General features: G+C 39.8%; 34 protein-coding genes. 29 read left to right on the plus strand and 5 right to left on the minus strand.

Annotated features, from left to right (window positions below):
- Nucleotides 1-10: 10 nt before the first annotated feature.
- The 16 genes from LZD48_RS03455 to LZD48_RS18710 all read left to right on the plus strand — a co-directional run bounded on the left by LZD48_RS03455 (nt 11) and on the right by LZD48_RS18710 (nt 13,259).
- A complete protein-coding gene (locus LZD48_RS03455; protein ID WP_235761339.1) occupies nt 11-1,585 on the plus strand; it encodes a phage portal protein in 1,575 nt (524 codons plus the stop codon).
- A 4-nt stretch (nt 1,586-1,589) separates the two neighbouring features.
- Entirely contained in the window at nt 1,590-2,771 is a 1,182-nt protein-coding gene (locus tag LZD48_RS03460) for a phage minor capsid protein (protein WP_235761340.1), read from the plus strand.
- 5 nt (nt 2,772-2,776) lie between these two features.
- On the plus strand, nt 2,777-3,040 hold the full coding sequence (locus LZD48_RS03465) for a hypothetical protein (RefSeq protein ID WP_235761341.1): 264 nt from the start codon (nt 2,777-2,779) through the stop codon (nt 3,038-3,040).
- Between the two features lie 71 nt (nt 3,041-3,111).
- Nucleotides 3,112-3,375, plus strand: coding sequence for a DUF6275 family protein (locus tag LZD48_RS03470; RefSeq protein ID WP_235761342.1), 264 nt, complete (start codon nt 3,112-3,114; stop codon nt 3,373-3,375).
- 127 nt (nt 3,376-3,502) lie between these two features.
- Nucleotides 3,503-4,126 carry a phage scaffolding protein gene (locus tag LZD48_RS03475; RefSeq protein ID WP_235761343.1) on the plus strand — a complete coding sequence of 208 codons (624 nt, stop codon included), beginning with the start codon at nt 3,503-3,505 and terminating at the stop codon, nt 4,124-4,126.
- A gap of 15 nt (nt 4,127-4,141) precedes the next feature.
- Nucleotides 4,142-5,164, plus strand: a complete 1,023-nt coding sequence (locus tag LZD48_RS03480; RefSeq protein WP_235761344.1) for a major capsid protein — start codon at nt 4,142-4,144, stop codon at nt 5,162-5,164.
- A gap of 33 nt (nt 5,165-5,197) precedes the next feature.
- Complete coding sequence (locus tag LZD48_RS03485; RefSeq protein ID WP_235761345.1) at nt 5,198-5,596, plus strand: head-tail connector protein; 399 nt, start codon at nt 5,198-5,200, stop codon at nt 5,594-5,596.
- A complete protein-coding gene (locus LZD48_RS03490; protein ID WP_235761346.1) occupies nt 5,590-5,928 on the plus strand; it encodes a putative minor capsid protein in 339 nt (112 codons plus the stop codon). Before LZD48_RS03485 ends, LZD48_RS03490 begins: the two co-directional genes overlap by 7 nt.
- A complete protein-coding gene (locus LZD48_RS03495; protein WP_235761347.1) occupies nt 5,928-6,254 on the plus strand; it encodes a minor capsid protein in 327 nt (108 codons plus the stop codon). The genes LZD48_RS03490 and LZD48_RS03495 overlap by 1 nt, the downstream gene beginning before the upstream one ends.
- Nucleotides 6,255-6,662 carry a phage tail terminator protein gene (locus tag LZD48_RS03500; protein ID WP_235761348.1) on the plus strand — a complete coding sequence of 136 codons (408 nt, stop codon included), beginning with the start codon at nt 6,255-6,257 and terminating at the stop codon, nt 6,660-6,662.
- Nucleotides 6,655-7,194, plus strand: coding sequence for a phage tail tube protein (locus LZD48_RS03505; RefSeq protein ID WP_235761349.1), 540 nt, complete (start codon nt 6,655-6,657; stop codon nt 7,192-7,194). Before LZD48_RS03500 ends, LZD48_RS03505 begins: the two co-directional genes overlap by 8 nt.
- A gap of 45 nt (nt 7,195-7,239) precedes the next feature.
- Nucleotides 7,240-7,680: a hypothetical protein gene (locus tag LZD48_RS03510; protein ID WP_235761350.1), complete on the plus strand. Its 441-nt coding sequence runs from the start codon at nt 7,240-7,242 to the stop codon at nt 7,678-7,680.
- Between the two features lie 8 nt (nt 7,681-7,688).
- Nucleotides 7,689-8,249 carry a Gp15 family bacteriophage protein gene (locus LZD48_RS03515; RefSeq protein WP_235761351.1) on the plus strand — a complete coding sequence of 187 codons (561 nt, stop codon included), beginning with the start codon at nt 7,689-7,691 and terminating at the stop codon, nt 8,247-8,249.
- Nucleotide 8,250: 1 nt separating this feature from the next.
- On the plus strand, nt 8,251-11,625 hold the full coding sequence (locus LZD48_RS03520) for a tape measure protein (protein WP_235761352.1): 3,375 nt from the start codon (nt 8,251-8,253) through the stop codon (nt 11,623-11,625).
- A gap of 4 nt (nt 11,626-11,629) precedes the next feature.
- Nucleotides 11,630-13,108 carry a distal tail protein Dit gene (locus LZD48_RS03525; protein WP_235761353.1) on the plus strand — a complete coding sequence of 493 codons (1,479 nt, stop codon included), beginning with the start codon at nt 11,630-11,632 and terminating at the stop codon, nt 13,106-13,108.
- Between the two features lie 16 nt (nt 13,109-13,124).
- Nucleotides 13,125-13,259, plus strand: coding sequence for a hypothetical protein (locus tag LZD48_RS18710; RefSeq protein ID WP_255770444.1), 135 nt, complete (start codon nt 13,125-13,127; stop codon nt 13,257-13,259).
- Nucleotides 13,260-13,261: 2 nt separating this feature from the next.
- On the opposite strand, the gene LZD48_RS03530 is transcribed toward LZD48_RS18710, so the two are convergent.
- Nucleotides 13,262-13,498: a hypothetical protein gene (locus LZD48_RS03530; protein ID WP_235761354.1), complete on the minus strand. Its 237-nt coding sequence runs from the start codon at nt 13,496-13,498 to the stop codon at nt 13,262-13,264.
- A gap of 70 nt (nt 13,499-13,568) precedes the next feature.
- Here LZD48_RS03530 and LZD48_RS03535 point away from each other — a divergent pair, with 70 nt between their 5' ends.
- The 9 genes from LZD48_RS03535 to LZD48_RS03575 all read left to right on the plus strand — a co-directional run bounded on the left by LZD48_RS03535 (nt 13,569) and on the right by LZD48_RS03575 (nt 21,708).
- Nucleotides 13,569-13,739, plus strand: a complete 171-nt coding sequence (locus LZD48_RS03535) for a hypothetical protein (RefSeq protein WP_235761355.1) — start codon at nt 13,569-13,571, stop codon at nt 13,737-13,739.
- Nucleotides 13,740-13,789: 50 nt separating this feature from the next.
- Complete coding sequence (locus LZD48_RS03540) at nt 13,790-14,161, plus strand: hypothetical protein (protein WP_235761356.1); 372 nt, start codon at nt 13,790-13,792, stop codon at nt 14,159-14,161.
- A gap of 6 nt (nt 14,162-14,167) precedes the next feature.
- The gene (locus LZD48_RS03545) at nt 14,168-18,922 is read left to right on the plus strand and encodes a phage tail spike protein (RefSeq protein ID WP_235761357.1); all 4,755 of its coding nucleotides are present in this window, start codon (nt 14,168-14,170) and stop codon (nt 18,920-18,922) included.
- A complete protein-coding gene (locus LZD48_RS03550) occupies nt 18,919-19,347 on the plus strand; it encodes a DUF1617 family protein (protein ID WP_235761358.1) in 429 nt (142 codons plus the stop codon). Before LZD48_RS03545 ends, LZD48_RS03550 begins: the two co-directional genes overlap by 4 nt.
- Entirely contained in the window at nt 19,347-19,592 is a 246-nt protein-coding gene (locus tag LZD48_RS03555) for a hypothetical protein (protein ID WP_235761359.1), read from the plus strand. The genes LZD48_RS03550 and LZD48_RS03555 overlap by 1 nt, the downstream gene beginning before the upstream one ends.
- A gap of 100 nt (nt 19,593-19,692) precedes the next feature.
- On the plus strand, nt 19,693-20,004 hold the full coding sequence (locus LZD48_RS03560; protein WP_235761360.1) for a hypothetical protein: 312 nt from the start codon (nt 19,693-19,695) through the stop codon (nt 20,002-20,004).
- Between the two features lie 256 nt (nt 20,005-20,260).
- Nucleotides 20,261-20,566, plus strand: coding sequence for a hemolysin XhlA family protein (locus tag LZD48_RS03565; RefSeq protein WP_235761361.1), 306 nt, complete (start codon nt 20,261-20,263; stop codon nt 20,564-20,566).
- Nucleotides 20,567-20,579: 13 nt separating this feature from the next.
- Entirely contained in the window at nt 20,580-20,807 is a 228-nt protein-coding gene (locus LZD48_RS03570) for a phage holin (RefSeq protein WP_188859864.1), read from the plus strand.
- Nucleotides 20,808-20,865: 58 nt separating this feature from the next.
- The gene (locus LZD48_RS03575; protein WP_235761362.1) at nt 20,866-21,708 is read left to right on the plus strand and encodes an N-acetylmuramoyl-L-alanine amidase family protein; all 843 of its coding nucleotides are present in this window, start codon (nt 20,866-20,868) and stop codon (nt 21,706-21,708) included.
- 114 nt (nt 21,709-21,822) lie between these two features.
- Here the strand turns inward: LZD48_RS03575 and LZD48_RS03580 are convergent, their stop codons facing one another.
- From LZD48_RS03580 to LZD48_RS03595, 4 genes are all read right to left on the minus strand, one after another.
- Entirely contained in the window at nt 21,823-21,972 is a 150-nt protein-coding gene (locus tag LZD48_RS03580; protein ID WP_235761363.1) for a hypothetical protein, read from the minus strand.
- 107 nt (nt 21,973-22,079) lie between these two features.
- A complete protein-coding gene (locus tag LZD48_RS03585; protein WP_235761364.1) occupies nt 22,080-22,319 on the minus strand; it encodes a helix-turn-helix domain-containing protein in 240 nt (79 codons plus the stop codon).
- 4 nt (nt 22,320-22,323) lie between these two features.
- The gene (locus LZD48_RS03590) at nt 22,324-22,788 is read right to left on the minus strand and encodes a hypothetical protein (RefSeq protein ID WP_235761365.1); all 465 of its coding nucleotides are present in this window, start codon (nt 22,786-22,788) and stop codon (nt 22,324-22,326) included.
- On the minus strand, nt 22,788-23,123 hold the full coding sequence (locus LZD48_RS03595; RefSeq protein ID WP_235761366.1) for a hypothetical protein: 336 nt from the start codon (nt 23,121-23,123) through the stop codon (nt 22,788-22,790). The genes LZD48_RS03590 and LZD48_RS03595 overlap by 1 nt, the downstream gene beginning before the upstream one ends.
- Before the next feature lie 339 nt (nt 23,124-23,462).
- Here LZD48_RS03595 and LZD48_RS03600 point away from each other — a divergent pair, with 339 nt between their 5' ends.
- From LZD48_RS03600 to LZD48_RS03615, 4 genes are all read left to right on the plus strand, one after another.
- The gene (locus LZD48_RS03600) at nt 23,463-23,891 is read left to right on the plus strand and encodes a hypothetical protein (protein WP_235761367.1); all 429 of its coding nucleotides are present in this window, start codon (nt 23,463-23,465) and stop codon (nt 23,889-23,891) included.
- A complete protein-coding gene (locus LZD48_RS03605; protein ID WP_235761368.1) occupies nt 23,892-24,401 on the plus strand; it encodes a hypothetical protein in 510 nt (169 codons plus the stop codon).
- Between the two features lie 121 nt (nt 24,402-24,522).
- Nucleotides 24,523-24,735 carry a hypothetical protein gene (locus tag LZD48_RS03610; RefSeq protein WP_235761369.1) on the plus strand — a complete coding sequence of 71 codons (213 nt, stop codon included), beginning with the start codon at nt 24,523-24,525 and terminating at the stop codon, nt 24,733-24,735.
- Nucleotides 24,735-25,046, plus strand: a complete 312-nt coding sequence (locus LZD48_RS03615; RefSeq protein WP_235761370.1) for a YolD-like family protein — start codon at nt 24,735-24,737, stop codon at nt 25,044-25,046. Before LZD48_RS03610 ends, LZD48_RS03615 begins: the two co-directional genes overlap by 1 nt.
- The last annotated feature ends 125 nt before the right edge of the window (nt 25,047-25,171 follow it).

Consider the following 25,171-nt stretch of genomic DNA (forward strand, 5'->3'; position numbering starts at 1 on the left):
AGGTGAAGCCGTGAAGGTCATCCAACGCATTAAAAATCTATTTAAGAGAGGAGGTTATGCATTGTCTGGCAAGGATTTAAAATCAATTAACGATCATCCTAAAATCAATATCGACCCAAAAGAATTAGCAAGAATAGAGCGCAACTTAAGGCAGTATGAGGGCGATTATCCGAAAGTGAAGTATTACAATTCGCATGGAGACTTGCAGAAACGAGATTATATGTCACTGAATTTACGGAAATTGAGTGCTGATGTATTAGCTGGTCTTATTTTTAATGAACAATGTGAAATCAATGTTTCTGATGCGGATGAAAAGAAAAAGAAGGATAACTCCTTTAAGTCGGCACATGAGTTTATCGAGCATGTATTTGAACATAACAAATTCAAGAAGAATCTAGCTGATTACCTGGAGCCTGCACTTGCTCTTGGCGGATTGACAGTAAGGCCGTATGTAGATATGGAAACTGGCGAAATTGAATTTTCTTGGGCTATTGCCAACGCTTTTTATCCGTTAAGAAATAATAGTAATGGCATATCGGAAGGTGTCATGAAGTCGGTGACCACTAAACATGATGGTAATCGCACCATTTATTACACATTGCTAGAATTTCATGAGTGGGAAAAAGGGCAGGATGGCAATAATTTATACGTTATTACAAATGAACTTTATAAGTCGGAAAGTCCGAATGAAGTTGGTAAGCGTGTTGCTTTAGAAGAAATATACGAGGGGCTGCAAGAAGTCTCATATATTCCCGGTTTATCACGTCCGTTATTTAATTATCTCAAGCCGTCTGGATTCAATAATATCAATCCACACAGTCCACTAGGGCTGGGTATTTGCGATAACTCTGTATCTACTCTTAAAAAGATAAATGACACATACGATCAGTTCTGGTGGGAAATCAGAATGGGGCAGCGAACGGTGTTTGTGGATGATGCTGTGCTTAACACTCTACCAGACGAAAGTGGCCGACCTCCTAAACAGATTTTTGACCCAGACGTTAACGTTTATAAGTCCATGAGAATGAATGAGGGCAAAGATCCGGTTAAAGATGTGACTAGCGACATTCGTACAGACCAGTATATCGCTGCTATTAATCAATCATTACGAACGTTAGAAATGGAATTAAAGCTTTCTGTGGGTACTTTCTCATTCAATGGCCGTTCTATGAAAACAGCAACTGAGGTTGTTAGTGAAAATGATTTAACTTACCGGACTCGTAATGACCATGTTTATGAGGTTGAACAATTCATTAAAGGCTTAATCGTATCAGTATTAGAACTAGCAAAAGCCACTACATGGAATAATAAACAGATTTTTGATGGTGAAATACCCACATTTGAGCATATTGGTGTTGACTTTGACGATGGGGTATTCCAAGATCGTACGGCTTTACTACGATTCTATGGACAGGCTAAACAGTTTGGCTTTATTCCTACAACAGAAGCTATCGAGCGCATATTCAAGGTTCCGAAAGAAATGGCTGAGGAATGGTATGAGCAAATCATTATGGACCAGTCGGATATGGATCCGGTAGAGATTACTAGTCGACGGGAAAGGCGCGAGCTGGGAATGGAGGAGTGATTAAGTGGAAACTAAAAAGCCGAGAATCACTCCTATCCAACTCGACTTATGGTCCGGCAATATGTCCGAACTCTATAACTCCCTTGAAGGAGAAATTATTCGCATCATCATCAAACGCTTAAAGCGTGGTTCAAGTGACATTACCCAATGGCAAGCTCAGAAACTATCCGAATTGCGCTTATTCAACAATGAAGTGGCTAAATACCTTGCAGAAGTAACAAGCGTTGCTGAAACTGAAATAAAGCGCATGTTCGAAGATGCTGGAACAGCCATTGTGGAGGATATTGACCAATTTATGCCTTATCCTACTAAACCAATGCCAAACAACTTAGATAACGTCATGCGTGCTTATCATGAGCAGGTTTGGAGTGAAATTGATAACTACGTCAATCAGACGTTAATTACTACAAATTATGGAACTGGAACAGCAGCAAGAGCATACACAGATGTCCTGAACCGAACTACTGCAATGTTTAATACTGGATTATATTCATTTGAGGATGCAGTTGAGCGTTCTGTAATGGAATTAGCGCAAAAGGGTATTAATTCTACTTTCGTTGATAAAGGCGGCCACACGTGGAGCCTAGAACGCTATACTAGAACCGTTTTGAAGTCTACCCTATCAAATACCTATGATTCTCTTAGAAAAGACCGTATGGCTGATTATGGCGTTCATACAGTGGTTGTTACTTCTCATGCAGGAGCAAGGAAGCAATGCTCTGTTATTCAAGGGAATGTTGTTGATTTACGATTCCCTAATGAGATTCCGCTGGATAGCGAGCATAAAAGCATTTATGATCCTATGTGGGGTGCTGAATATGGAACGGCGGGTGGGCACAGAGGTGTAAACTGCCGTCACTTGCATGTGCCTTTTATTCCGGGAGTAAACACGAATAACCAACCTCAATTTGACCAAGAGCTGAATGCAAAAGTAGCAAAAGCACGTGATACTCAGCGCCGGATTGAAAGGGAGATTGTGAAATACAAGAAAAACCTTATGGTTGCTACTGAATTAGGCAGCGATAAGACTTCTTACTGGCAATCCATGGTTACTCGGAGGCAAAAGGCAATGCGGATTCATTTGAAGAATAATGAGGAGTATTTGAGCCGGAATTATAAGCGTGAAAAGGTTTATACACCTTTAGATACATTGTTGAAAGACTTTTCTTATAAAGAAGGAGTGTGATTTTGTTGAGCGATAAATTGATTTTAAAAATTAGTAAAAACAAGGAATGCGAATCTACTAGCTCAAGCACATATGATATTTATCTCAATGATTGGAAATTAGAAAGAGGTGTACTCGGCATCAACTTAGACATGCAAGCGCCGGAAAGACCACTACTCACTATAGAATGTCATCCGGATTTTATTGAAATAGATGATGTAGATGTCGAGGCAGTATTCAAAGATGCATTTGAGGAAAAGGAGAAATGCGGTTTCTATGACGGACAATAATTGGAGGTGATCACATATCTCCTAGCTACCAGGTGCGGTAGCCGTTTGTAAACTGTGAAGGTGGTGAAAATGTGGATAGCCAAAAGTTTATTGATAAGTGTAAAGAGATTGTCGTTAAATATACCAATGAACATTTAGATAAAAGCGACAAAGTAAACATCAATCCAGATGATGTGTTTGTTGTTTGGAGTACTAAAGTTTTGCAAAATAACAAAGCATTATTAAGTACAACGCTTTTTGATGGAATGTACTATGAATTGACATTCAACGGAGATAAGCAAGAAATCTATTTTGATGCTTATAAGAAATGGGAAAACAAATGTATTGAAATTTAATCGCACTCAGCAGTCAAGCGTTGGGTGCTTTTATTATGCCCATTTTAAAGGCTTGGGGTAAAACTAAGCGAAACCTTACCGCATGAGGTGTTACATGCTAAAAAACATTAATAAGGAGCGAATATAGATGGATTTGAAAGAATTACTCGGAGAAGAACTATACAACCAAGTCATCGAAAAAGCAGGTGATAAAAAGATTGCTGTTGTTTCTGATGGGAATTGGTTCCCAAAAGAAAAGTTCGACACGGTGAATAATGAAAACAAGAGTCTGAAACAGCAAGTTAAAGACCGTGATAAGCAATTAAACGACTTGAAGGACGTTGATCCGGAGAAGTTACAACAAGAAATAACGGACTTGCAGCAAGCGAATAAAGATAAGGACAAAGAACATCAGGAGCAAACTGCCAAGCAACAAAAGGAATTCGCTATTGAACTAGCTTTGAGAGATGCAAATGCCTTAAACACTAAAGCAGTAAAAGCCTTGCTTGATACCGATTCTATTAAATTAGATGGTGAAACGTTATTGGGGTTAGATGACCAGCTGAAAACATTGCAAGAATCCGATGCTTATTTATTTAAGCAAGAACAAAAGCCAAATTCACCAACAATTGTTGCTGGCGGCAATCCAAACGGAGGAACTGGAACACCGAACCCATTCAGTAAGGAAAGCTGGAACCTAACAGAGCAAGGAAAATTATTTAAAGAGAATCCGGAGCTTTACAAAGCAATGAAAGCACAAGCCGGAAAATAAAGGAGACTGATATAAATGACTACACGTTTAGAAGATGTAATTCAACCGGAAATTTTCACTCCATATACAATTCAAAAAACAATGGAACTATCTGCATTAGTGCAAAGCGGCATTATCGCAAACGATGCAGAGTTTAATGATCTTGCAGGTGGAGCGAATACGCTCATTAACATGCCGTTCTGGAATGATTTAGGTAATGACGAATCCCAAATCATGAAAGATGAAGGCGATATGTCTGTTGGGAAAATCACTTCCAGCGATGACGTTGCCCGTAAACATGCCCGGGTAAATGCATGGGGAGCAAATGGGCTTTCTGCATTGCTTTCTGGTGATGATCCAATGGATGCTATTGCTCAATTAGTTGCTGCTTATTGGGCGCGAGATATGCAGCGTACCTTGCTATCCACGCTTAGCGGGGTATTTAAAAGCTCGACAATGGCTCAAAAAGTTTATGACATCACAGACCGAGATGCAGATGCGGGAACAATCAACATGAACACCTTCTTAGATGCTACCCAGTTGATGGGGGATGCAAAAGAGGCTCTAACAGGAGTTATGATGCACTCTGCCGTTGAAACGGAATTACGCAAGCAAGATTTAATCGAATACGTACCACAATCTGAACAAGGTCGTCCGATTCCATTCTTTAACGGCAAACAGGTCACTGTTGATGACTCTATGTTCTACGACACAGCGACTGGACAAGCTGAAATGTACATTTTCGGACAAGGCGCTATCGCGCTGGGCAATGGTTCTCATCCACGTATTATTCAAACGGAAGTAAGTAGGAATCCACTTGCTTATTCTGGTGAAGAAGCGCTGATCAACCGTAAAATCTTTATTCTACACCCACGTGGAGTTAAGTGGAATGAGGGTGGAGTAGCAGACGTATTCCCTACGAATGCGGAAATTAATACTGCAGCACGTTGGACTCGTGTTTATGAACCTAAAGCGGTACGCGTTGTTAAATTCCGTTTCAATACCATCCCTCAAGGTACTAATGGTGGAAATGATGGAAGCGACGGGGAAGGGGCATAAAAACCTCTCCCTATTGAAAAAGGAGGCTGAATTATGCCTTATCTAACTTATGACGAATTTAAAGAACTAAATAAGGCAGATGTTGACGAAACGACTTTTGATAAGTTGCTTCCGAAAGCATCTGCCATTTTAGATAATGTAACGAATTATTTCTATGCCAGGCGTGAAATGATTTCTGACAATCCCTGGAGAGTGGATAAGTTTAAACAAGCTCTATGCGCTCAAATAGAGTATTTCAACGAGTTAGGTGCAACTACCTTCGAGGGAATCAATCAAGCGCCACAGTCGTTTAGTGCGGGACGTACAAGCGTAACGAATCCAAGTAGATACAATACAACGGGCGAAAATGAAAGCAAGTCATTGGTTGCCGAAGATGTTTATATTTATCTATCTGGTACAGGGTTGTTATTTGCAGGTGTTGCCGTATGGTAATGCCTAAACCGCCTGCAGACTTTTGTATTGATTCATTTGAATATCGGGAGTTTATTAGCGATGGTTGGAACGGACCGGAGTACAAAGACCCTGTAACCATCGAACATTGCCGTATAGATCATGGAGCTGAATATAGTCAATCATCAGCCGGGAAACAACTGCTCTATAATGCCGTTATTTTCTGTTACGAAGGCATTACTACGCCATTACCGAAATTTATAACACAATCCATAGTGCGTTTTGATAACCAAGACCACACGATTACAAAGGTAATTCCAATCTATGAAGCATATGAGAAAACCCTCTATTCCTACGAATTGGAAGTGGTCTAATGGTTAAGGTGAATGTCAATTTATCTGGTGTATATAAAAAGATGGAAAATCAGAATGTAGACCGTGGAAGGTATGCAGTTGCGAATCAGGCGCTTGCTGATATGAACCCATTCGTTCCTATGCTTGAAGGGATTACAAGGCAAACAGCAACCATCGACATTGATGGGACTGGAATCAATTACAACACGCCATATTCTGCTGAATTATTTTATATGCCTAAAATGAACTATACCACACCAGGTACTGGACCGCGTTGGGATAATAAAGCCAAAGGAATGTTCATGAGCGATTGGATTAACGCATTTTTGAAAGGGGCTGGTTGGTAAGTGGACTTTATTGAAAGACTAGCAGAAAGAGTTAACCAGATTCCGAATCTACCTATCAGGGTTGAACCCGGTTATCTTGGAGCTGGTGAATCATTTGTATTCTATCCACTACCAGGCTCCCGAATAACGCAGGCTTTCATGGATGGAACGAGTGATCAACAACTAAACTTTGAATTTGCCATGCGTTCAACAATTCAAGGCAAGATTAATCAAACGTTATGGGTTGTTCAGAATGAATTAGAGCAATTGGAAGAATTGGAAAGTCAAGACGGTAGCTTTGAATTTCAAAATATAGTAATCACAAACAAGCCTTTCATCAACCAAGCTGATGACCAAGGCTTTTTTACTTTTTTATTAGATATACAGGCAAATATTACAGTTTTCAAGGAGGAAAAAATCAATGGCTAGAAATAAAAACGCATTACGTGGGCATTTTATCCAAGAGTATACACCAGGACAGGATGAACCGGGTGAGGAATGGTTAGAATTGGCTCACTACATCTCCAACATTGCAATGGAGCCAAACGAAACTACAGAAGAGGAAGCTTTCTATGATGGTGATGGGACGCTAGAGGAAACCGTAACAGGAGTGGCAAGGGCTTATTCTCCTGAAGGTCACTTTGACCCAGAAGACCCTGCGCAAGCATTGATTGAAAGCTTGCAGGATGAAGTGGGCGACAAACGTATAGTGTGGCATAGAGTTGTTCGTTCGGACGGTAAAAAAGAATGGGTGGGACCTGCAACGGTATTGAATATCATTGCAGGTGCAGGTGAAGCGAGTGCTTATGAAACATTCTCTTGCACCATCCGTTTTAAAGAGAAACCTAAAGAAATCGATTTGGATAGCGGTGGCGGTGGTAGTGCTCAGACTGTAGGTGTAAGCAAAGTGCTTTCTGCGGATGAAGATAATAAAGCTGTCACAACCAGCGATAAAAAATAAGAGGGGCTTTGTGCCTCTCTTTATCTGTTTTTAGGAGGATGAAAGATGTCTGGAATTCAAATTGACATAAAGAAAACTGGATTTCCCGTGAAAGTAGGAGAAATCGAACTGTGGTTTGATGATTCTATGGAAAATCTAGCTAACTTTTTGGATGCTGAAAAGAAATTACAAGAAAATGACTTGAAGATAGCTGAAAAAATGAAGAAATACAACGATATTGATGAGGAATCCATGGACTCAGCGACAGCGAATAAGATTGTTGAGTTGAAAAAAGAAAGTATTTCCGCATTTTATGAAGAGGCTTTTGGTGAGGGAAGCTTTAACAAGATTTATGAAAAGTACCCGGATGTAATAGAACTTGAAAATATCGTTGTTCCAATTGGAAAAGCAATAATGGACACAGTTCTAGAAAGAGAAAACAAACGGATGAAGAGAGCCGAATCTGAACTAAGTGAGATTGATAAAAAAAGAGCAAAGAAAAAGTAGGTGATTAGATGCGCTTAAACGACCCTCTGATCACCTCTTTTGAATATGAAGGCACAGAATACGAAATCAATCTTGCGTTTGATAACGTGCTTGATGTTTTCGATGTAATCAAAATACCTTATTTGCACCCATTTGAAAAGGCTAAAAAGTGCCTTGAATATTTGTTGGTTGATGAAACATTAGAGACGGAAACAATTATAGAACTTTGGAATTTTATTTTTGAAACCTTTATTGAATTTGAAGAAAAGAAACCTATTCAATATGACTTGAAAGGGAATCCAATGCCGACGGAAGAAGACGAGGACGAAGAAGAGTATTCCGACATCGAACAAGATGCCGAATATATTTATGCTTCATTCCGGCAAGCATATGGAATTAATCTTTTTCAAGAACAAGGAAAAATGCAATGGAGTGAATTCAAGGCTTTGCTTCACGGGCTTCCTAACAATACAGTTTTTAGACAAATTATGCAGATTAGAGCATGGGAGCCATCAAAACACGATACTCCGGAAACAAAAAAAGAAATGGAAAAACTGAAAAGAATTCATGCGCTGAAGGAGGTGGAGTAGATTGGCAGATGGTTCTATTAAAATTGCAATCGAAGTTGATGGTAAGCAGATTAATATAGCAGCTGATAGCCTGAAAGATTTGGAGAGCACCGGAAGGGCCACTGGGGATGGCGTAAAAGATACGGAAGATGCTGTTAAAGGAGTCGGTAACGAATCCGGTAAAGCGAGTGGCAACATTAAAAAGCTTGCCGGAGCACTTGGGTTAGTAGCGATTGCTTCAGCAGCCTTTAAAGTATTAAAAGATTCGATGGATGCGGCTATTTCTCGTTTTGATACCTTGAATACATTTCCGAAAGTATTACAAGAATTAGGTGTATCAGCTGAGGACTCCGAACGAGCCATGAGCAACTTATCTGATGGTATCGACGGTCTACCCACCAAGCTAGATGAAATTGCATCTAATGCACAGCGTATGTACTCCACATTCGACGATATGGACAAGGCAACAGATTCTGCCATCGCACTAAACAACGCTTTACTAGGGTCCGGGTCTAGCGCAGCAGATGCACAACGAGGTACGGAGCAGTACATCAAATATCTACAAACCGGAAAAATGGAAATGGATACCTGGACTACACTCCAAGAGACAATGGATGTTGGTTTAATCAAGATAGCTGAATCATTTGGGTACACCGGCCGAACGGCAAAAACAGAACTGTACGCTGCACTGAAAGACGGAGCAATCACCATGGATGAGTTTAACGATAGACTTATTGAAGTTGGAACCGGAACAGGAATTATGGCCAAGCTTGCAAAAGAAAACAGTCTGGGTGTAGGGACTTCCATGCAGAACCTTAAAACGGCTGTATCCAGAAACTTAGCGAATGTGGTTGAATCTTTTGACCGATTATCAAAAGAAGTTACTGGAAATTCAATTGCCGAAAACATAGACGGCATGAAGAATGTTGTTAATGCCGCTTTTTCTGTTATTGTCAGCACCATCGATAGCGCAACCCCAGTTGTGGTATTTTTTGCTGATGGAGTGAAAGCAACAATTCCAGTTGTAAAAGCATTGACACCTGCAATCATTGGTTTAATGACAGCCTATGCAGCTTATCAAGTTATTACAAAAGCGGGCGCTGCTATTGAAGCATCTAACAAAATCCTTGCCATTGCAAAAACTTCACAAAAAACTTTAACTCTGGCGACTAGGGCTCAATTGACGGCACAAGCGGCATCAACGACAGCAAAAGCTGCTGACACAGCTGCGACTGCTGCGCAAACTGGGGCAATCGGCTTGCAGACCATAGCAGTCGGAGTCTTGACTGGAAGAATGAAACTATCTACTGCTGCAATGATAGCCAAGACTGCTGCAACTACTGCATTAAGAACAGCATTAACTGTACTGACAGGACCCGTTGGATGGGTGACTGCTGGTATTGGTGCGTTGGTAACCGGAGCTGTTGCAGTCGTAAAGTGGTTCAATCAAACAACTGCAGAAGCGGAAAGGCTAAACGCTGAAACGGAGGATTTGGCTAGTACAACAGACGAACTTGCGGATAGTGTAAATAATTCTTCGAAGGCTTATGAAGATAATGTTAGTGACATCACGTCAACAGCTGCCGCCAATGATGATCTTATCAGGAAAATTAAAGAACTATCTGAGGTGGAAGAGAAATCAGCAGCTGATAAAGCCTTATTACAAACCTACATTGATTCCTTGAATGGTTCCGTACAAGGTTTGGGTCTAGCTTATGATGAACAGGCAAATGCAATGAATGTGTCGAATGAAGAGTTGCAGGCTAGAGTTGACTTGATGAAGGCGGAGGAAAGTGGAATTGCTGCACAGGAAAGATTAGCAGAGATTCAGGCAGAGCAAATTGATACGCAGCTACAAATGAATGAAGTGAATGCCCTGCGTGAAGAATGGAATCAAAAACTCGAAGATGGCACAGTTAAATCAAAAGAGCATAAAGAAGCCGTAGCTGACTTAGACGAGCAAGAGAATCTATTGAAAGCGACATTAGTGGAACTCGGGGAACAATACGGATTAACGGAGGAGCAAGTAACCACAGCAGCCGAGAACGCAGCCACAGCCATTGAAGAAGGTAACCTAAGGCAAGTCACTTCGTATGAGGATTTATCGGACGTACAAAAAGAAGTCTTTGACAACATGAAAGCTAGTTATGACGAATTAGTAGAAAATGCAACGAATGCATTTGAAAAAATGAACGATGAATCAAAGGTGTCTTCCGATGAAATGATTGCTAACCTCAAGCACAATCAGCAAATGACAGAAGAATGGGGAGAAAACATTGCTGAATTGTACGAATATGCATCTAAAAACGGTCACGAAGGTTTCTTACACTGGTTAGAACAATTAGGTCCTGATTCAGCAGCTGAGATAGAGGTAATTAACGGAATGTCCGATACAAAATTAGCTGAGTTTGCTGAGTTGATGGACAGCGGTGCTTCAGTAGCTGGAGATAGTTTTAAAACATCCTTAGGCGATGAGTTCGACGATGCTGTTGATGTAATGGTTGATTTCATTGATGAAGGATCAACTTCTATGAGAGAGCAGATTAAAATTGCCGGATTTGATGAAATCGGGAGTATGGTTCCCGAAGGACTTGTGGAAGGAATTGAATCTGGTACACCTGATGCGGAAAACGCGGGCAAGGAAATGGCTGAAAAGACGACGCAAGCAACAAAAGATGCCTTTGAAACACGAAGTCCATCCAAGGTTTATGAGGGGATTGGTGGCGACCTAACAGATGGATTGGCTAACGGTGTCCAAAGAGGTACAGCGCGCGTGTTAATTGCTGTTAGGATGATGTTTAACAGAGTAAGAACTGATTCGTTACGGCAGTTTAATACGATTAATAGCGATTATCAACGACAAACCAGCAGATTGAGAACCACAATGCATTCGCAGTATCGCTCTATTGGTCTACATGCAATGTCTGGTTTAAGGATTGGATTAAACGCTGGTAGTGGCCGGGTGATGGCTACGGCTAGGAGTATTGCAAATAATGTGGCTAGAACGATGCAGAGTGCCTTGAGAATACATTCTCCATCAAAAGTAATGGAAGAAGATGTCGGTTTGGAAACTACAGCAGGAATTGTTGTTGGTCTCCAAAAAGGCGCCCGATCAGTATATGCGGAACTTAATAAGCTCTCTAGTGGAATTATGCGAATGGGTACGCCTGAAATGGCATTAGGAATGCCCAGCATGGCTTATACAGGAAGTGCAGGACAGACTATAAACAACATTTATAGAACCACAACAAACGTCAATGGACAATCTAACCAATCGGTCAAGGTTGAAACCGGAGACGTTATTTTAGATGGTCGAAAAGTAGGCAAAGTTATTTGGCGACCTGTCAAAGAAAATATAGATCAAGATGATAAGAACAGGAAAGCATTTGGGGGGTGATAATTTGTTTTTTAACGGTATTGATTTGAGTCCTTATTTCCGAATTAAAGACATTCGAGGGCGGGGGCTTATACAACGGTATGTTAATGGAATTCCAGTTGCTGGTATGGAGGGAGAGCATTTTGGATCTATTAATACCCCCCAGAAATACCTTGAAATCGATGTACGAATAACTGGTGAAGATTTGAGAAAGACCATCGACGAATTGAACAGCATTCTTGCAACCAATGCTCCTGTTCCAATAATTTTCCCAGACGAACCGGAGATGACATATTGGGGGATTGTCGAAACATCAAGTGAAAGTGGAGAAAAATTTCATTTAAAGTGGCATGACACAACAATAATTATAAGACGTTCAGACCCATTTAAATACGGTCCCGAACGCACCCGTAATCCAATTTCAGATACAACCACCATCAGTAACAGAGGAACTGCCGAAGCCGATCCAATAATTGAAGTAGAAGCAAAAGAATCTATTACCTATGCAATGGTACAAAATCAGAATGATTTAATCCAATTAGGCGAGGAAACCTACCCGAAATATACGATGGTTGGCCGTCCGTATGATGTCGAAGAAAAACCATTTGAGAAATATCAGAGGGTGTACTACTCCAATGCTAGTGATCTAGTGGGATGGACGACTGCATCTAATTCGGATATCGACGGCGGTATCGTTACAGGTAATATCGTAACAAGAGGCGGAAGATTTGTTGCTGACTCTTATGGTGAAGGTAGTAACTGGCATGGACCCGCCATTAAAACAAGCATTGAGCGTCCAATTCGGGATTTCCGACTATCTGCATTTGTAGGATTTTTAAACGAATCAGAAGCTAATATGGTCGGTCGATTGGAAATATATTTGCTAGACATCAATGGTAATGCTATAGCTAAAATGGCGCTGAAAGATACGTCTGCAGCGAGAGCAGCTGTCTTTGCAGAAATGCGGGCAGGCGACCGGAATAACAACGATATGATCATATCCGGCTTTCCAACTCGGGAAACGGGATGGAATAACTTTAGCGGACAGTTACGAATATCCCGGGAATGGGATGACCGGATGGAAGAAAACGTTTGGAGCGCTTATGTGGCATTAGTTGATACGTCCACAGGACGACATCACGGGCGCAGAATCGTGTCCGAATGGCGGGATGGTGGAAGATACACGAACAACGTTGCTCAAATCGTCATCCATATGGGCACAGTAGGCACGCACAATCCCATACATGCTAATTCAGGAGTATCTAGTGTAATCCTTCAAGAAATCGTACAAGAACCCGAGGGTGTTCCTTATATTGCCCACGCAGGAGATATCATCACATTCGATTCTAAGAAAGAAGATGTTTTTATAAATGGAGAGCCACGAAATGATTTATTGGATTTCGGAAGTGATTTCATTCAGCTGGCGAAAGGGGAAAATCTGTTAGTCTTTCACCCTAGTAGTTTCAGGAGTAGAAGTGTTAAATATCGGGAGAAATTTAGATAAAGAGGAGGAATTGGAAATGAGTGAAATTAAAATGACCGAAAATAAATATATTGCATCAGTCGGAAAGTCAAAATTAATTATAGGTAAAAGGTGCATTAACATCAAAGGAGACAAAGTGGTGTTCGAAGGTGTGATAACACCCTTGAACTGAATCTACTTCACATCAACAAAATCATGATTAGGATTATTAAAATCCGGTGTTAAAGTGCCGTCTGGTTTTTGAATCCAATGATAATTTGCTTTTACTGTAACCGTACCTTTATCAATCTCATTAATCATGATAAAACCATTGGAGTATTCTGCTCTTGATTTGATGTAATCAGAGCGTTGTTCGATTACATCGAATTCAGGAAGTTCTTTTACACCTGGGTCTATATTCGTTTTTTTCAAAGTTATTCACCTCCTCCTATGTACCTATTCGACAGAGGAGGACAAAAACCTGCAAGAAAGGATAAAACAAATGATAAAAGAATATGAATTCTGGCTTGGTGGAGAATATGAAGATTTAGGCACATTTTCAAGTAAAAAGGATGCTGAAAGAGGTATCAGCCCGGATGAAACACTATCTGACTTACTGGATGAATTTAAAGAGAAAAAAGTTAAATTGAAAATAGAAGTATTAGAAGATTAATCGAGCACCTGAAATTAGGTGTTTTTATTTTGCTAGAAAGGAGGAAACCCATGTCAAAAATTATCATCACAGACGGACAAACAGACGAAATACTAGAACGTATCGGAAAAAAAGACGTAATAGAAAATGATCATGAACAGGATAAACCAACTTACCTAGAAACATTTAGCTTCACGGCATTTGGTAATAAGCGATATGCCCAATACCTAACTGATAAAAACAGACTTATTATTCCTGATGAGGACGGTAACTGGCAAGAATTTGTCATTAGATTTACAGATAAATATCGAGAAGATGAAACGGTATTTATTGAAGTTATCGCTTATGCTTCTTACCAGGAGCTCGTTGGTTCTAAAATCATCCGTGCAGGACGGACAGAAAGCATGGCTGCGGAAGCACATGCAAGGAGTATTTTATCATGAACAGAAGTGCAAGTCGGGGAAGTAGCTCACACTGGGTTACGTACTATTGTCAGAGAAAACCATACTGATCCGTTTTCTGCATTGAAATCATTAGCGAATACATTTGACTTAGAATTAAAATTCCGTATAGAAATCGAAGGCAACCGCATTACTCGTTATGCTGACCTTGTTAAACGAATTGGCGAATGGAACGGTCGTTATGTAGAGTTTGGAAAAGACCTGCAAAGTATCCGCAGGAAAGAAGAAACTGATCCGATTACTGCATTGTTAGTCATCGGACCCGAACGAGAAGACGGTGAGCGATTAGAAGTATTTGTCGAGGATGAAGATGCTCGGAAACGCTGGGGACGTAGAGGGCAGCATATTGTTGCCGTTTACGAACCACAAACGGATAATGAGGACATCACAGAAGAGCGGTTACGTACATTGGGTCGAACTGAACTAGATAAACGGATCAATGCTGTAATAAGTTTTGAAGCGAGTATCGTAGATCTAGAGCATGTTCCAGGCATGGAAAATAAAAAGATTCGATTCGGTGATACCATCCGCATTAAAGATACGTCATTTAATCCACCATTGTTTGTTGACGCTCGTATTTATAAGCAAAACAGGGATATTTTTAATCCGGCATCTAAACGTGTGCAATTAGGAGACTTCACCGAATACACCGTAGAACAGATTAGAGAAAACTGGGAATCCATCCGTGAAGAACTCGAAAAGAAAATTCGCGATGCAGAAGAACGTGCAAAATGGCGAGCAAGTCACGGCTCTAAAATTATTGCAGTTATGTCTATACGATCTCAAAAAGTGGGAGTAGATAGTCAATACACTGAAATCATCGACAATCCCGATTTAGACAGTACGTTACGCGGTCAATTAACCGTCGCAAAGGTTAGTTACGATGTATCCTATGATTCCCTTATGACCACCGTTGAAGCAAAGGATAAGCTAGATAATCCGACGGAATCTGATGTGGAGGAAGTTTACGGTCTATTAGGCTTGTATGAATCGGAGTTAGCGAATATATCCGAATTGCTTGAGAGGGCAATGGAATCAATCTCGAAGAATTATACGGATGACCACATACAGGAAGTTAATCGAGAGTTGGATGAAGCTGGTCGGCGTATTGATGATGCTCGAGACGACATCGATCGTGCTCGTGGTGATTTAGATATTGCTCGGGATGAACTTGACCAGACGAAGATAGACCTGAATGATTCTCGGGAACGGCTGGAAGATGCGGAGGATAATCTGCGTAATGCACGTGAAGATTTAAATCAGTTAGAAGGTGACCTTCGGGATGCGGAAAGTGGCTTGCGGGATAAGGTTGATTTTGTTGATTATAATGCGCGCATCGATGAACTTGTCGGAGATATATCCAACAAAGTTGATGAATTGGATTATAGCCGGAAGATTGATGAAATTACGAGTGATATTGCAGATAAGGTTGATGGTGAGTGGGTGGATGGTAGGCTGCGGGTTGCGATTGAAGATATCGAGGTTGGTGGGCGAAATTTAATAGGGCACTTCAACATTATTGAGGGTGGTTGGATTGATAGCAATGGTGAGGTCAATATTTCTTCCTACGGTAGGGTTGCTACTGATTTTATCGAAGTCTCAAGTGAAACTAATTTTTTAACGTTTAATTATGACAAAGAGGATTATCCAATATCATCCGTCAAATATGCGCTAGCTTTATATGATGAAAATCATGATTTTATAGTACGACTAGAATCTGATAATACTAGCAGTCCTAGAACCTTTGAATTATCAAATGATACACGCTACGTAAGGTTATCTTACCCAAGTTCTATAAGAAAGTATGATGATTTTGCCAAATTAGAAAAAGGTAACAAAGCAACCGACTGGAGTCCGGCACCCGAAGATATCTGGTCAAATATCGATAACAAAGCTGACGCAGTTGATGTTTATATTAAAGCTGACGTTGACGATATGTTTGACAACACTGTTTCTCTTACAGCCTATGAAACCGACCAAGAAGGATATATCGAGCGGTTCCGTGACTACGAAAGCAACGTTTATCAAACATGGGAAGCTATCGGTGGAATGTTGAATAGAACAGACTATGTTGAAGATCAAGGAACTTTAGAAGAACGCTTGACGGAGTGGGAGCGTACTGCTGATGGGTTCCAACAAAACGTGAGTCAGTTACGAACAGAGTTTGACAACATAGAAATAGGCGGGAGAAACTTAGCCCTTAATAGCAGGCTAGATTATATACCTTCCGGTGGAAGTTATGGGAACGTAACAGTAAGAGAACTTGTAAATGATGATGTGCATGGAAAAGTATTACACATACAATCACAATATCTTGTTGCAATGATTGATGTGGTTAGAGAATTTGAGGTAGGGGATGAAGTTACTTTTTCTGTTTACGGAAAAGCATTAGAAAGTTCTGCTGTAAATGTAAAACTAAGCGGACCGCATACAAGTAGTATTCCATTAGAAATTGGTACAGAATGGCGTCAATACTCAATCACAACAACGATAGAGGGAACCGAAGATGGAAACCTTTATTTAAATTTATATCCATACCGTACCGAATTTTGGTTAAAGTGGATAAAGGTTGAGAAGGGAAATCAAGCAACAGATTGGTCTTCAGCTCCGGAAGATGGTTCTAATCGAATTGAATCGTTGTCCTCACAATTAAACCAGTTTGCAGATCGCATTGAAGCAATGGTCGAACGTGAAGAATTAATCAATTATGTTGATAAGACTACCTACACCAGAGAGTATGGAGAACTAATTACTGAATTTGGTAAGATTTCCGGTACAGTGGAAAACGTTGAATCAATTCTTGATACTGCAACCGGTAATATAAGCAGTATTTCGGAACAAGTCGGTCAATTAGAAATCGAGTCGGATAATATCACTACAAGTGTCAGTGATCTCCGAGGCGACTTTGATAACCTGGAAGTCGGTGGAAGAAACTTATTTTTAAATTCATTAGACACACAAGTTAGATTGTATGGCGATGGAACAATTTTAAATCGTGTAAATGATGTGACTGTGTCAGAGTGGAATACCGATTCAGCCAAACGCGCATACGGAACCGCCGGAAGTAGTTCAAATATGTTCGCTACTTTAAATTCAGGTAGAGGAACAAGAACATCAGATGGGCAAGCATATGTGCATTCAATCTATATTAAAAACAATTCAGGTGGTAATAGACTATTTGTATCTAATAACAGAGGGGTAAACGAAACAGTTTATCCAGGTGAAATTAAAAGAGTTGTAATTCACGGAATTGGAAATGGCACAGCAGAGATGCAATTTGTGTTTTCTACACCTGGAACTTATATGAGTTTCGACTTCACTTATTGGCAACCACAGATTGAAGAGGGAAACAAAGTAACAAATTGGACACCAGCACCCGAAGATTCCATCACCTACACCGAAACTCGAATCACGCAACTAGCCGATGAAATCAGCCTTAACTATATCAAAGACGATGAACTAATCGCAGGCATCCGTATTGGTGATGCTGACCCGATTAGCGGTGCACATGTCCAAATTACAGGAGATACAGACATTTATGGCAGAATTTCAGCCCCCGATGCAACCTTTTTAAAGATTTCCACCGAAGAAATGTACGCTTTGGAAGCCGAAATCGAAAACAGTAAAATCATCGGAACCCTCGATGCCAACGAAGCGACCTTTCAGAAAGGGAAATTTGATGAAGCACACCTTGTTAAAGCTTTAATTGATGAGGCGGAAATCATTGATGCGGATATTACAGATGCGACAATTACGGGAACGCTGAATGGGGTTGACGGTAGATTCACCGGTCAGTTAGACGGAGTTAATGGAACATTCACCGGACGATTGAGTGCTGCAACTGGCTCATTTGCAGGGGAACTTAGTGCTGCTACTGGCACGTTTGCAGGTTCGTTGACTGCTGCATCCGGGACGTTTAAAGGCGATTTGCAGGCGGCTGGCGGAACTTTCCGAGGGAATATGGAAGCCGGTAGCATTACGTCGAATACTACGATTGATGTGACGACGGATGTTAGCGTAGGGAATAAAATTACGCTCGGGGAGTCGGGAGCCGGCGAAAATAACATTGATTTTTACCGAGGAAGTCAATATATCGGGCGCCTATCAGCGTGGTATATCCCGTCAAATGGTAATCGTTATATGGAGATGTCAATGGGTCATGGATATGCATCAATTCAGTTAGGTTCGTTTATGAGACTATCCGGTGACGTTGTTCATACCGGGGATTTTAGAACTAACGGGAACATCGAAGCTTCCGGTGAACTATCTGCCGATAAATTAACAACCGTATCCACTCTTGGGTATACAGTTAATAGCCATGCCTTCATCCGTCCTAGACCGGGTTACGAATTACGGGTTGCTGACGTAAACGGAAATTACAGCGTATTAAGAGCTGATATTGTGGATACTTCTAGCGAGAAATACAAGATGGACATTCTCCCGTTTGAAGAAAGCGGACTCGGGCTGTTAAGAGAAAGTGTATTTTACGACTACCGAAAAAAGTCTTCTGGTAAACGTGAAATAGGAATGGTTATTGAAAGAGAAACACCGGAGATATTCTTGCACGATGATGAAGCGATAAACGGATATACACACCGATCGATTAACTCGATAGCGATTCAAGAACTCGACACAAAAGTCATCCAACTCGACACCAAATTTGAAGATGAAATCAGTCAACTCAAGACGGAGAACCAACTACTCAAAAATGAAATTGAAATCTTAAAGGAGAAGATAGCATGAAAGTAGAACTCGAAAACGGCAAATTAGTAGCAGCGGCGAATTTTTTATACAAACTGAAATTGGTGAGAAAGCAATCCCGGATGAGAAGGCATTTAATTACGATTCTCGACGAAAGGAGCAAAGTCTACCAAGAAGATAAAAAAGAACTGCAAGAGCACCATTCCAATAAGGACGAAGACGGCAAAGCAATCATTCATGGCGACCAGTACGACATCGCTGACATGGTTGCTTTTTCTAATGACCTGAAAGAATTGAATCAAGAAAAATTAGTAATTGAGGGTGGTGGTAATCGTGAAATGATTCGAACCATGAAAGAGATTCTTAAGAAATTTGAAGACGAAGAATATGAAGGCGCAGAATCAGAAATATACGATTATCTATGTGATCAGTTCCAGATTGACGAAAATACAGAGGAGGAAGAATAATGATGGCGAATTACGAATTTACGGAGACCAGTTCAAGGAACACAACAAGAGACGGCGAAACAGTACGCGTGGTTAACTACCGGGGAAAGGATGACTCAAGCATCCCGGATACAGTTTTAAATGTGGATGGGAGCTTTACCATGCCTGTGATGGATTATTTTATGGCAGGTGCTGAGAATCGTCTGTCCGAGGAAATTCGGGCGCATGTGATTGAGCGCTTGAAGGCAGACCCGAAAGAGGAGTGATGTTTTAATCGAATTTAAAGGAAGTGTGAGGAAACAGTCGAAGTGAAAATGAGGACTTTTGACCTCCTGTATTGTATGATGATGGCAGGAGGGGATTTATATGCATAAAAAATCGATGTCATTAGAATTAGCCGCAAGAAGCGCATTAAACTTAAGTGGTAGAGGTGGGTTATACGGTACTATCGATGCTGATTACATTGATAAAGTGGGTAATGCATTCACTGTTTTAGTAGCTTCATTATCTCCATATTATAAAGATGGTTCAGCCGAAACAGTACAGAAAATAAGCTCTTTTTTAGAAAAATACTATCATTTAGGTGACAAGGAATTAGAAAAAGAGGAGTATTTTGTTGGTGTTGAAGAATCTGCAAAAGAACTAAGAAGTTTATTAAAAGAAATACGAAATTACTAGGTAAAAAGGAGGATAATCCCTCCTGATGTCGAATATTAAGATAAAAGGAGGGATTTATCATGAAGTGCTTAAAATGTGGGACTCATTTTAGTCCCGAAGAAATTGAAATGATAAAAGAAGATGGAGACGAAAAACAGCTTTGCGATTTATGCGCCGTTATTACAGAAAAATGAATATGCAATAGTAGATGAGCACCCCAGCTGGGGTGCTTTTTTCATGGGAAAATACGAGAAGTCTTATTTTTAGGGGGTTGAAAATGGATGAAAAGGACGTGACCAACATGGACGTTTGGCGCGAAAGCATACAGCAGGATATAAATAGTTTAAAGAGTGATCAGAAACAATTGGCGAATGATCAAGCAAGTATGAAAAACGACATTTCGTCTTTACAAATAAACGACAAGCTACAAGATCAAGAAATCCGAACCATTAAAGATACGATTAAAGAAATTAAAGACGATACTGGCTGGATACGTAGAAAAATAACAGGAGCCATTATCACTGCCACAATTACAGCTGTCGTTGCCGGAGTTATTGGTATTGCAATAGCAAATATATTTTAAGAGGATGATTTAAATGCAAGCAGCAATCACAAGATTAGCAGTATTAGTGATTTTATTGGTTAACCAGACGCTAATTACATTCGGGTGGAACCCATTGCCATTTTCGGAAGAACAGGTTTATGAAGGTGTGTCCGCAGTCGCCACTGTAGCAGTCGCTGTGTGGGCTTGGTGGAAAAATAATAACGTCACTAAAAAAGCACAGCATAATGAGAAGTTTTTAAAAGATAGAGGAATGAAGTAAGACATCTCAACTACGAGGTGTCTTTTCTTTTGCATAAAATATTAAGGAGGAATTATTAATGGCTAAAATCGGTTTAGATATAGGTCATGGAGTAAATACGTTCCCGCCTAATAAAGGTGTTTATCGTGGCGGTAAAGGCTACGCAGAGCATAGTTTTAACGCTCAACTAGGCAAGCGTATAAAAGAATTATTGGAAGCAAACGGGCACACGGTAATTATGGGGCAGCAGCCCAATAAAAAAGACGTTCCTTTAACCACTAGGACAAATCTCTACAACCGTGAAAAAGTCGATATCGTTGTATCACTGCACGCCAATGCGGGGGCTTCAAGCGTGGAGGGTCGTTGCGTGTTTTATTGGGGGACATCTTCCGAGGGTAGAAGGTTAGCCACTCACATACGTGACGAGATTAAAAAGGCAGGTTATTCCACTCATGGGGACGGACTGCATGCGGGAGTGCTAGGAACGTGGACAAATTTACACATTACCAGAGAAACAAATATGCCGGCTGTTTTAATTGAGCATGGCTTTATGACAAATAATAAGGACTTTGAATTGATCTTTGGAAGCAAACAAGCACAATATATCGAGGACATGGCGGTAGCTGATGTTAAAGGGATCCAAAAATACTTTGGGCAAAATTTTAAGAGTGATAAACCATCCAAGTCCAAGCCAACTGCATCCAAGCCTAAAGCAAATCCTAAAATACGTACAGGCGGACTTAATCCCGAAAACCTCGCTAAGACAGCGCAATGGCTCAGAGATAATAAAGTAAATTATTGGAAAGCCTATGCTTCAAATGGGAATAACCCATATATCGTTACAGGCGGACTCAATGATGAGTATCAGAAGAAATTCGGCGGCTGGTTAGACAGTCAAGGCTTCTGGTGGAAGTTTGATTAATTTGGTATAATGTAGTTACGATGCTGTTATATATGTAGGAAACACACTAAGACCGGAGCCTGGAAAACTCCGGTCTATTTTTTTGCTTGAGAGAGGGGACAAGCCCCTCAATTTTTAATTCCTTTCTGGTAACGATTCGATCGCTTCTTCTACCGTTTCAAATAGTTCGCTTTCGTCTTCCGTGTGCTTGTTGATGGTCATGTACATTTGGTTAACCTCTACCACCACGTAATTTTCTGTTTCGTACTGTACTGTTCTTCCCATTTTTTATTCTCCTTTAGCGTTGGTCGCTACCCGTTAGTTGGTGTGTTTCGTGCTGTTCCCTTACCTTCTAATTATATTATAACACCTAATTAGGTGTAAGTCAACAGTTAAAGTGGAACGTTTTTACTTTCTTTTGGGTACCATTTCTCCATGGCATCCGTTGATATTATCCATGATCTATTTTTCTTTCCCGGTTCTATAAAATATTTAATTTGGCCATCCTTCACCATTTGTTCAATTTCCTCATTATTGCGAGAGGGTTTTAACCTTTCCTTTAACCTCTCAATTTTAATGCCCCAACGGTACGCTGCCTCTGCTGGTGTCATATAATTATCTATTTCTTTCATTTTATCAATCCTTCCTTCCTGGCAAGTGTTTTCTTTCTAATTCCAGTCTTCCTTTGTAATAAGCGTCTTCTGGCGTTTCAAATCCAGACTTATAGTAACGCTTACCCATTACCGTTATCCACGCTCTGTATCGCAATTCTTTTGATTTACGGGTATAGTATTTTTCTACTCCTCTAAAACCCGTAGAGCTGTCTTTGCGTGGCGTTTTTCCTTTGAAAAGTGGGGTGACCACGCCATCGACGCGTTTGCTGTCGTATTGCTCCCGAAGATTTGTATTGTCCATATCCTTTTTAAGGCACCCACAAGATTTAGTTTGTCCCGTGGTAAGATACACACCTTTAACATCTACCTCGTTACCGCAATCGCATATACAATGCCAAGCAATCCGATTATCAATCTTTTCTTTTAATTGGTGCATAACCATTAATTTTCCAAAGCGCTTGCCTGTTAAATCCTTTGTTTTAGCCATTATGCAGCTTTCGCTTTCAGTTGTTTTAAGTACTTTTTAGCTTGATTAACTTTTCTAGACGAGTGCACATAGAGCTTATATGCGTTTTCCGGCGTAGCAACCGCCAATACCTCTTCAACATCGATCACTTGAGTTTCGGGGTTGTATTTTTTAGCTTTAAGTGCTAATGATCTAAACTCATTAAGCAACTGTCTAGCGTCATTAACTCTCTCTTGGAAAATGTGATACTCAAACCATGCTTGCTTAAGTGATTCGGAAATGTACTCACTAACTTTACCACCGAATTTGCTTTGACCTTCTCTAGCGATTTCCCAAGCTCTTTTCATAACGTTCATTTCATCCATCTCCTTTTGTTTTGTCCGTTTCTTAACTTCTAAATATAGCATAACACCTAATTAGGTGTAAGTCAACACTTATTCTGAAGTTTTTTTATTTATTTATGCAAAAAGAAAAGGACATATTAAATGTCCCCAGTACAACTGTTGTGTGGTCGGATTTGTATAAAGCCAAGGTGCGGAAAACCCTGGGTCATTTTTTCTTATTTCTTAAATATATTTTTAAAGAAGGAATTTAATCATTTTTGTGGAATATATATAATTATAAAGATACCTTGCCTTGAAAAGATATATTAATTTGGTATTATAGTGGTACGAATATCCTAGGCGGTGTATCTGTTGAAGTTACTTTTAACATGGGCGAGTTTATTTATCATTTGGAAGTCTACTATGGATACAGCTGATCCAACTAATTTATTTAGTAATTTAGCTGTATTTTATGCAATGTATTGGTTAAGTTATCATGAAAACTCATCTGGGTTAAAACCTGCGTTTTTAAAAGTTATCCAAACTATAGTAGGTATTGTAGGATTGATTTGCTTAGCGGGATGGATAAACATGTTAACGATAAGAGAAGTAGAAGGTCAATTTTTTATATCGCTATCTGCTAGCATGAGAATGGGGAATTATGATATAATTAATGTGAACATATTTTTTATCGTTATCGCAATAAAATTAGCTTTTATCGCTGGATTTGAGTGGATAGTAGGAATGAAAGATAAAAGAGTGGGTAAAACTTATGATGTAAAAGAAAAGAAGGGGGCGTAGATGAATATGGTCGGTTTTATCGCAATAATTATAATTGCTGGGCTAATCGGCGTTCAATTTGGCATTTATTATGTTTTTAGACAAAAAGATATTTCCGGACTTAGATCATTAATGTATTCCTTTTTCTTGTACATTTTGCCTGTTATAATATTATTAGCGCATATTGAGATGTATAAAAGTAGACACGAACTAGTGGATTATTGCAAGAAACAAAAAATAAATAAGAGTGACTTAATGAGTCTTGAAAAAATCATAAATACGAAACGATTTGTAATTTTCTCGTTTTTATTTGCTGTTAAAGACGTAATTACTCCAAAGGATAATATTCTATTATTTATAGAAATTGCTAAGACTCACGACTCCAAATTGAGTTTCAAAACTAAACAACTGTTTCGAACTAGAGGAATACTCGGGATAGTTTGGCAATCACTTAAAGCATTAGTTGAAAAATTTACAAATTATGCTTTCGATCAATACAGAACATCGAGGTTTAAAATAAAGCATGTTTAAGATATCATATGGAATTTTATAAAAGCCTTTTATAGGCTTTATTTTTTTACCTTGAAACAGAACAAATATTCGTTTATAATAAAACTAAATACGAACAATAGTTCTGTAGTGGAGGAATAGCATGAAAGGATTATTTATCAAATCAATGCAGCATAAAGAAAAAATCGTTATTTTTTATATGGATTCCAGCGGTGAGGTTACCCAACGATATGTACGTGTCCTAAAAATGAATGACAGCCACATCTTGGTTTACTGTTACTACCGTAAAAAAGTCCGCACATTGAAGCTTGATAATATCCTTTCGTGCGGTTCCATAAGAAAGGGGATAGCGTAATGCAAGACAGAGGTACTAAGAAATGGACATCAATCATGCTGCCAGAACATCAGAGCATGCTAGAGGATATGTGGGCGCAGCAAGAATGGAAAGAGAAACCAATGTTGGACGAACAGCAAATAGTAGAAATTAATATGAAGCTGCAGCTGGCTTTGAATGAAGATTTAACTGTGGAGATTGAATATTTTAAAGACCACGATTATCACAAAACTCGCGGAAAGCTTTTAGGGATTAATCCATTATTAAATTATTTGAGGTTAGAGGATATGGAAATACCGTTGGACAGTTTAGTTAGTGTTTGGATAGATTAGATAAGACCGCCAAATCCGGCGGTCTTAAAAAATAATTTCTAACTTATTATCTAACGAAACATCTAACACATGGTGAATAATCTAGCATATACAATAGAAGAAACAGAACTAAATCAATAGATTGA

Origin of the sequence: Oceanobacillus alkalisoli, assembly GCF_021556485.1 — a bacterium.
GTDB lineage: Bacteria > Bacillota > Bacilli > Bacillales > Amphibacillaceae > Oceanobacillus > Oceanobacillus alkalisoli.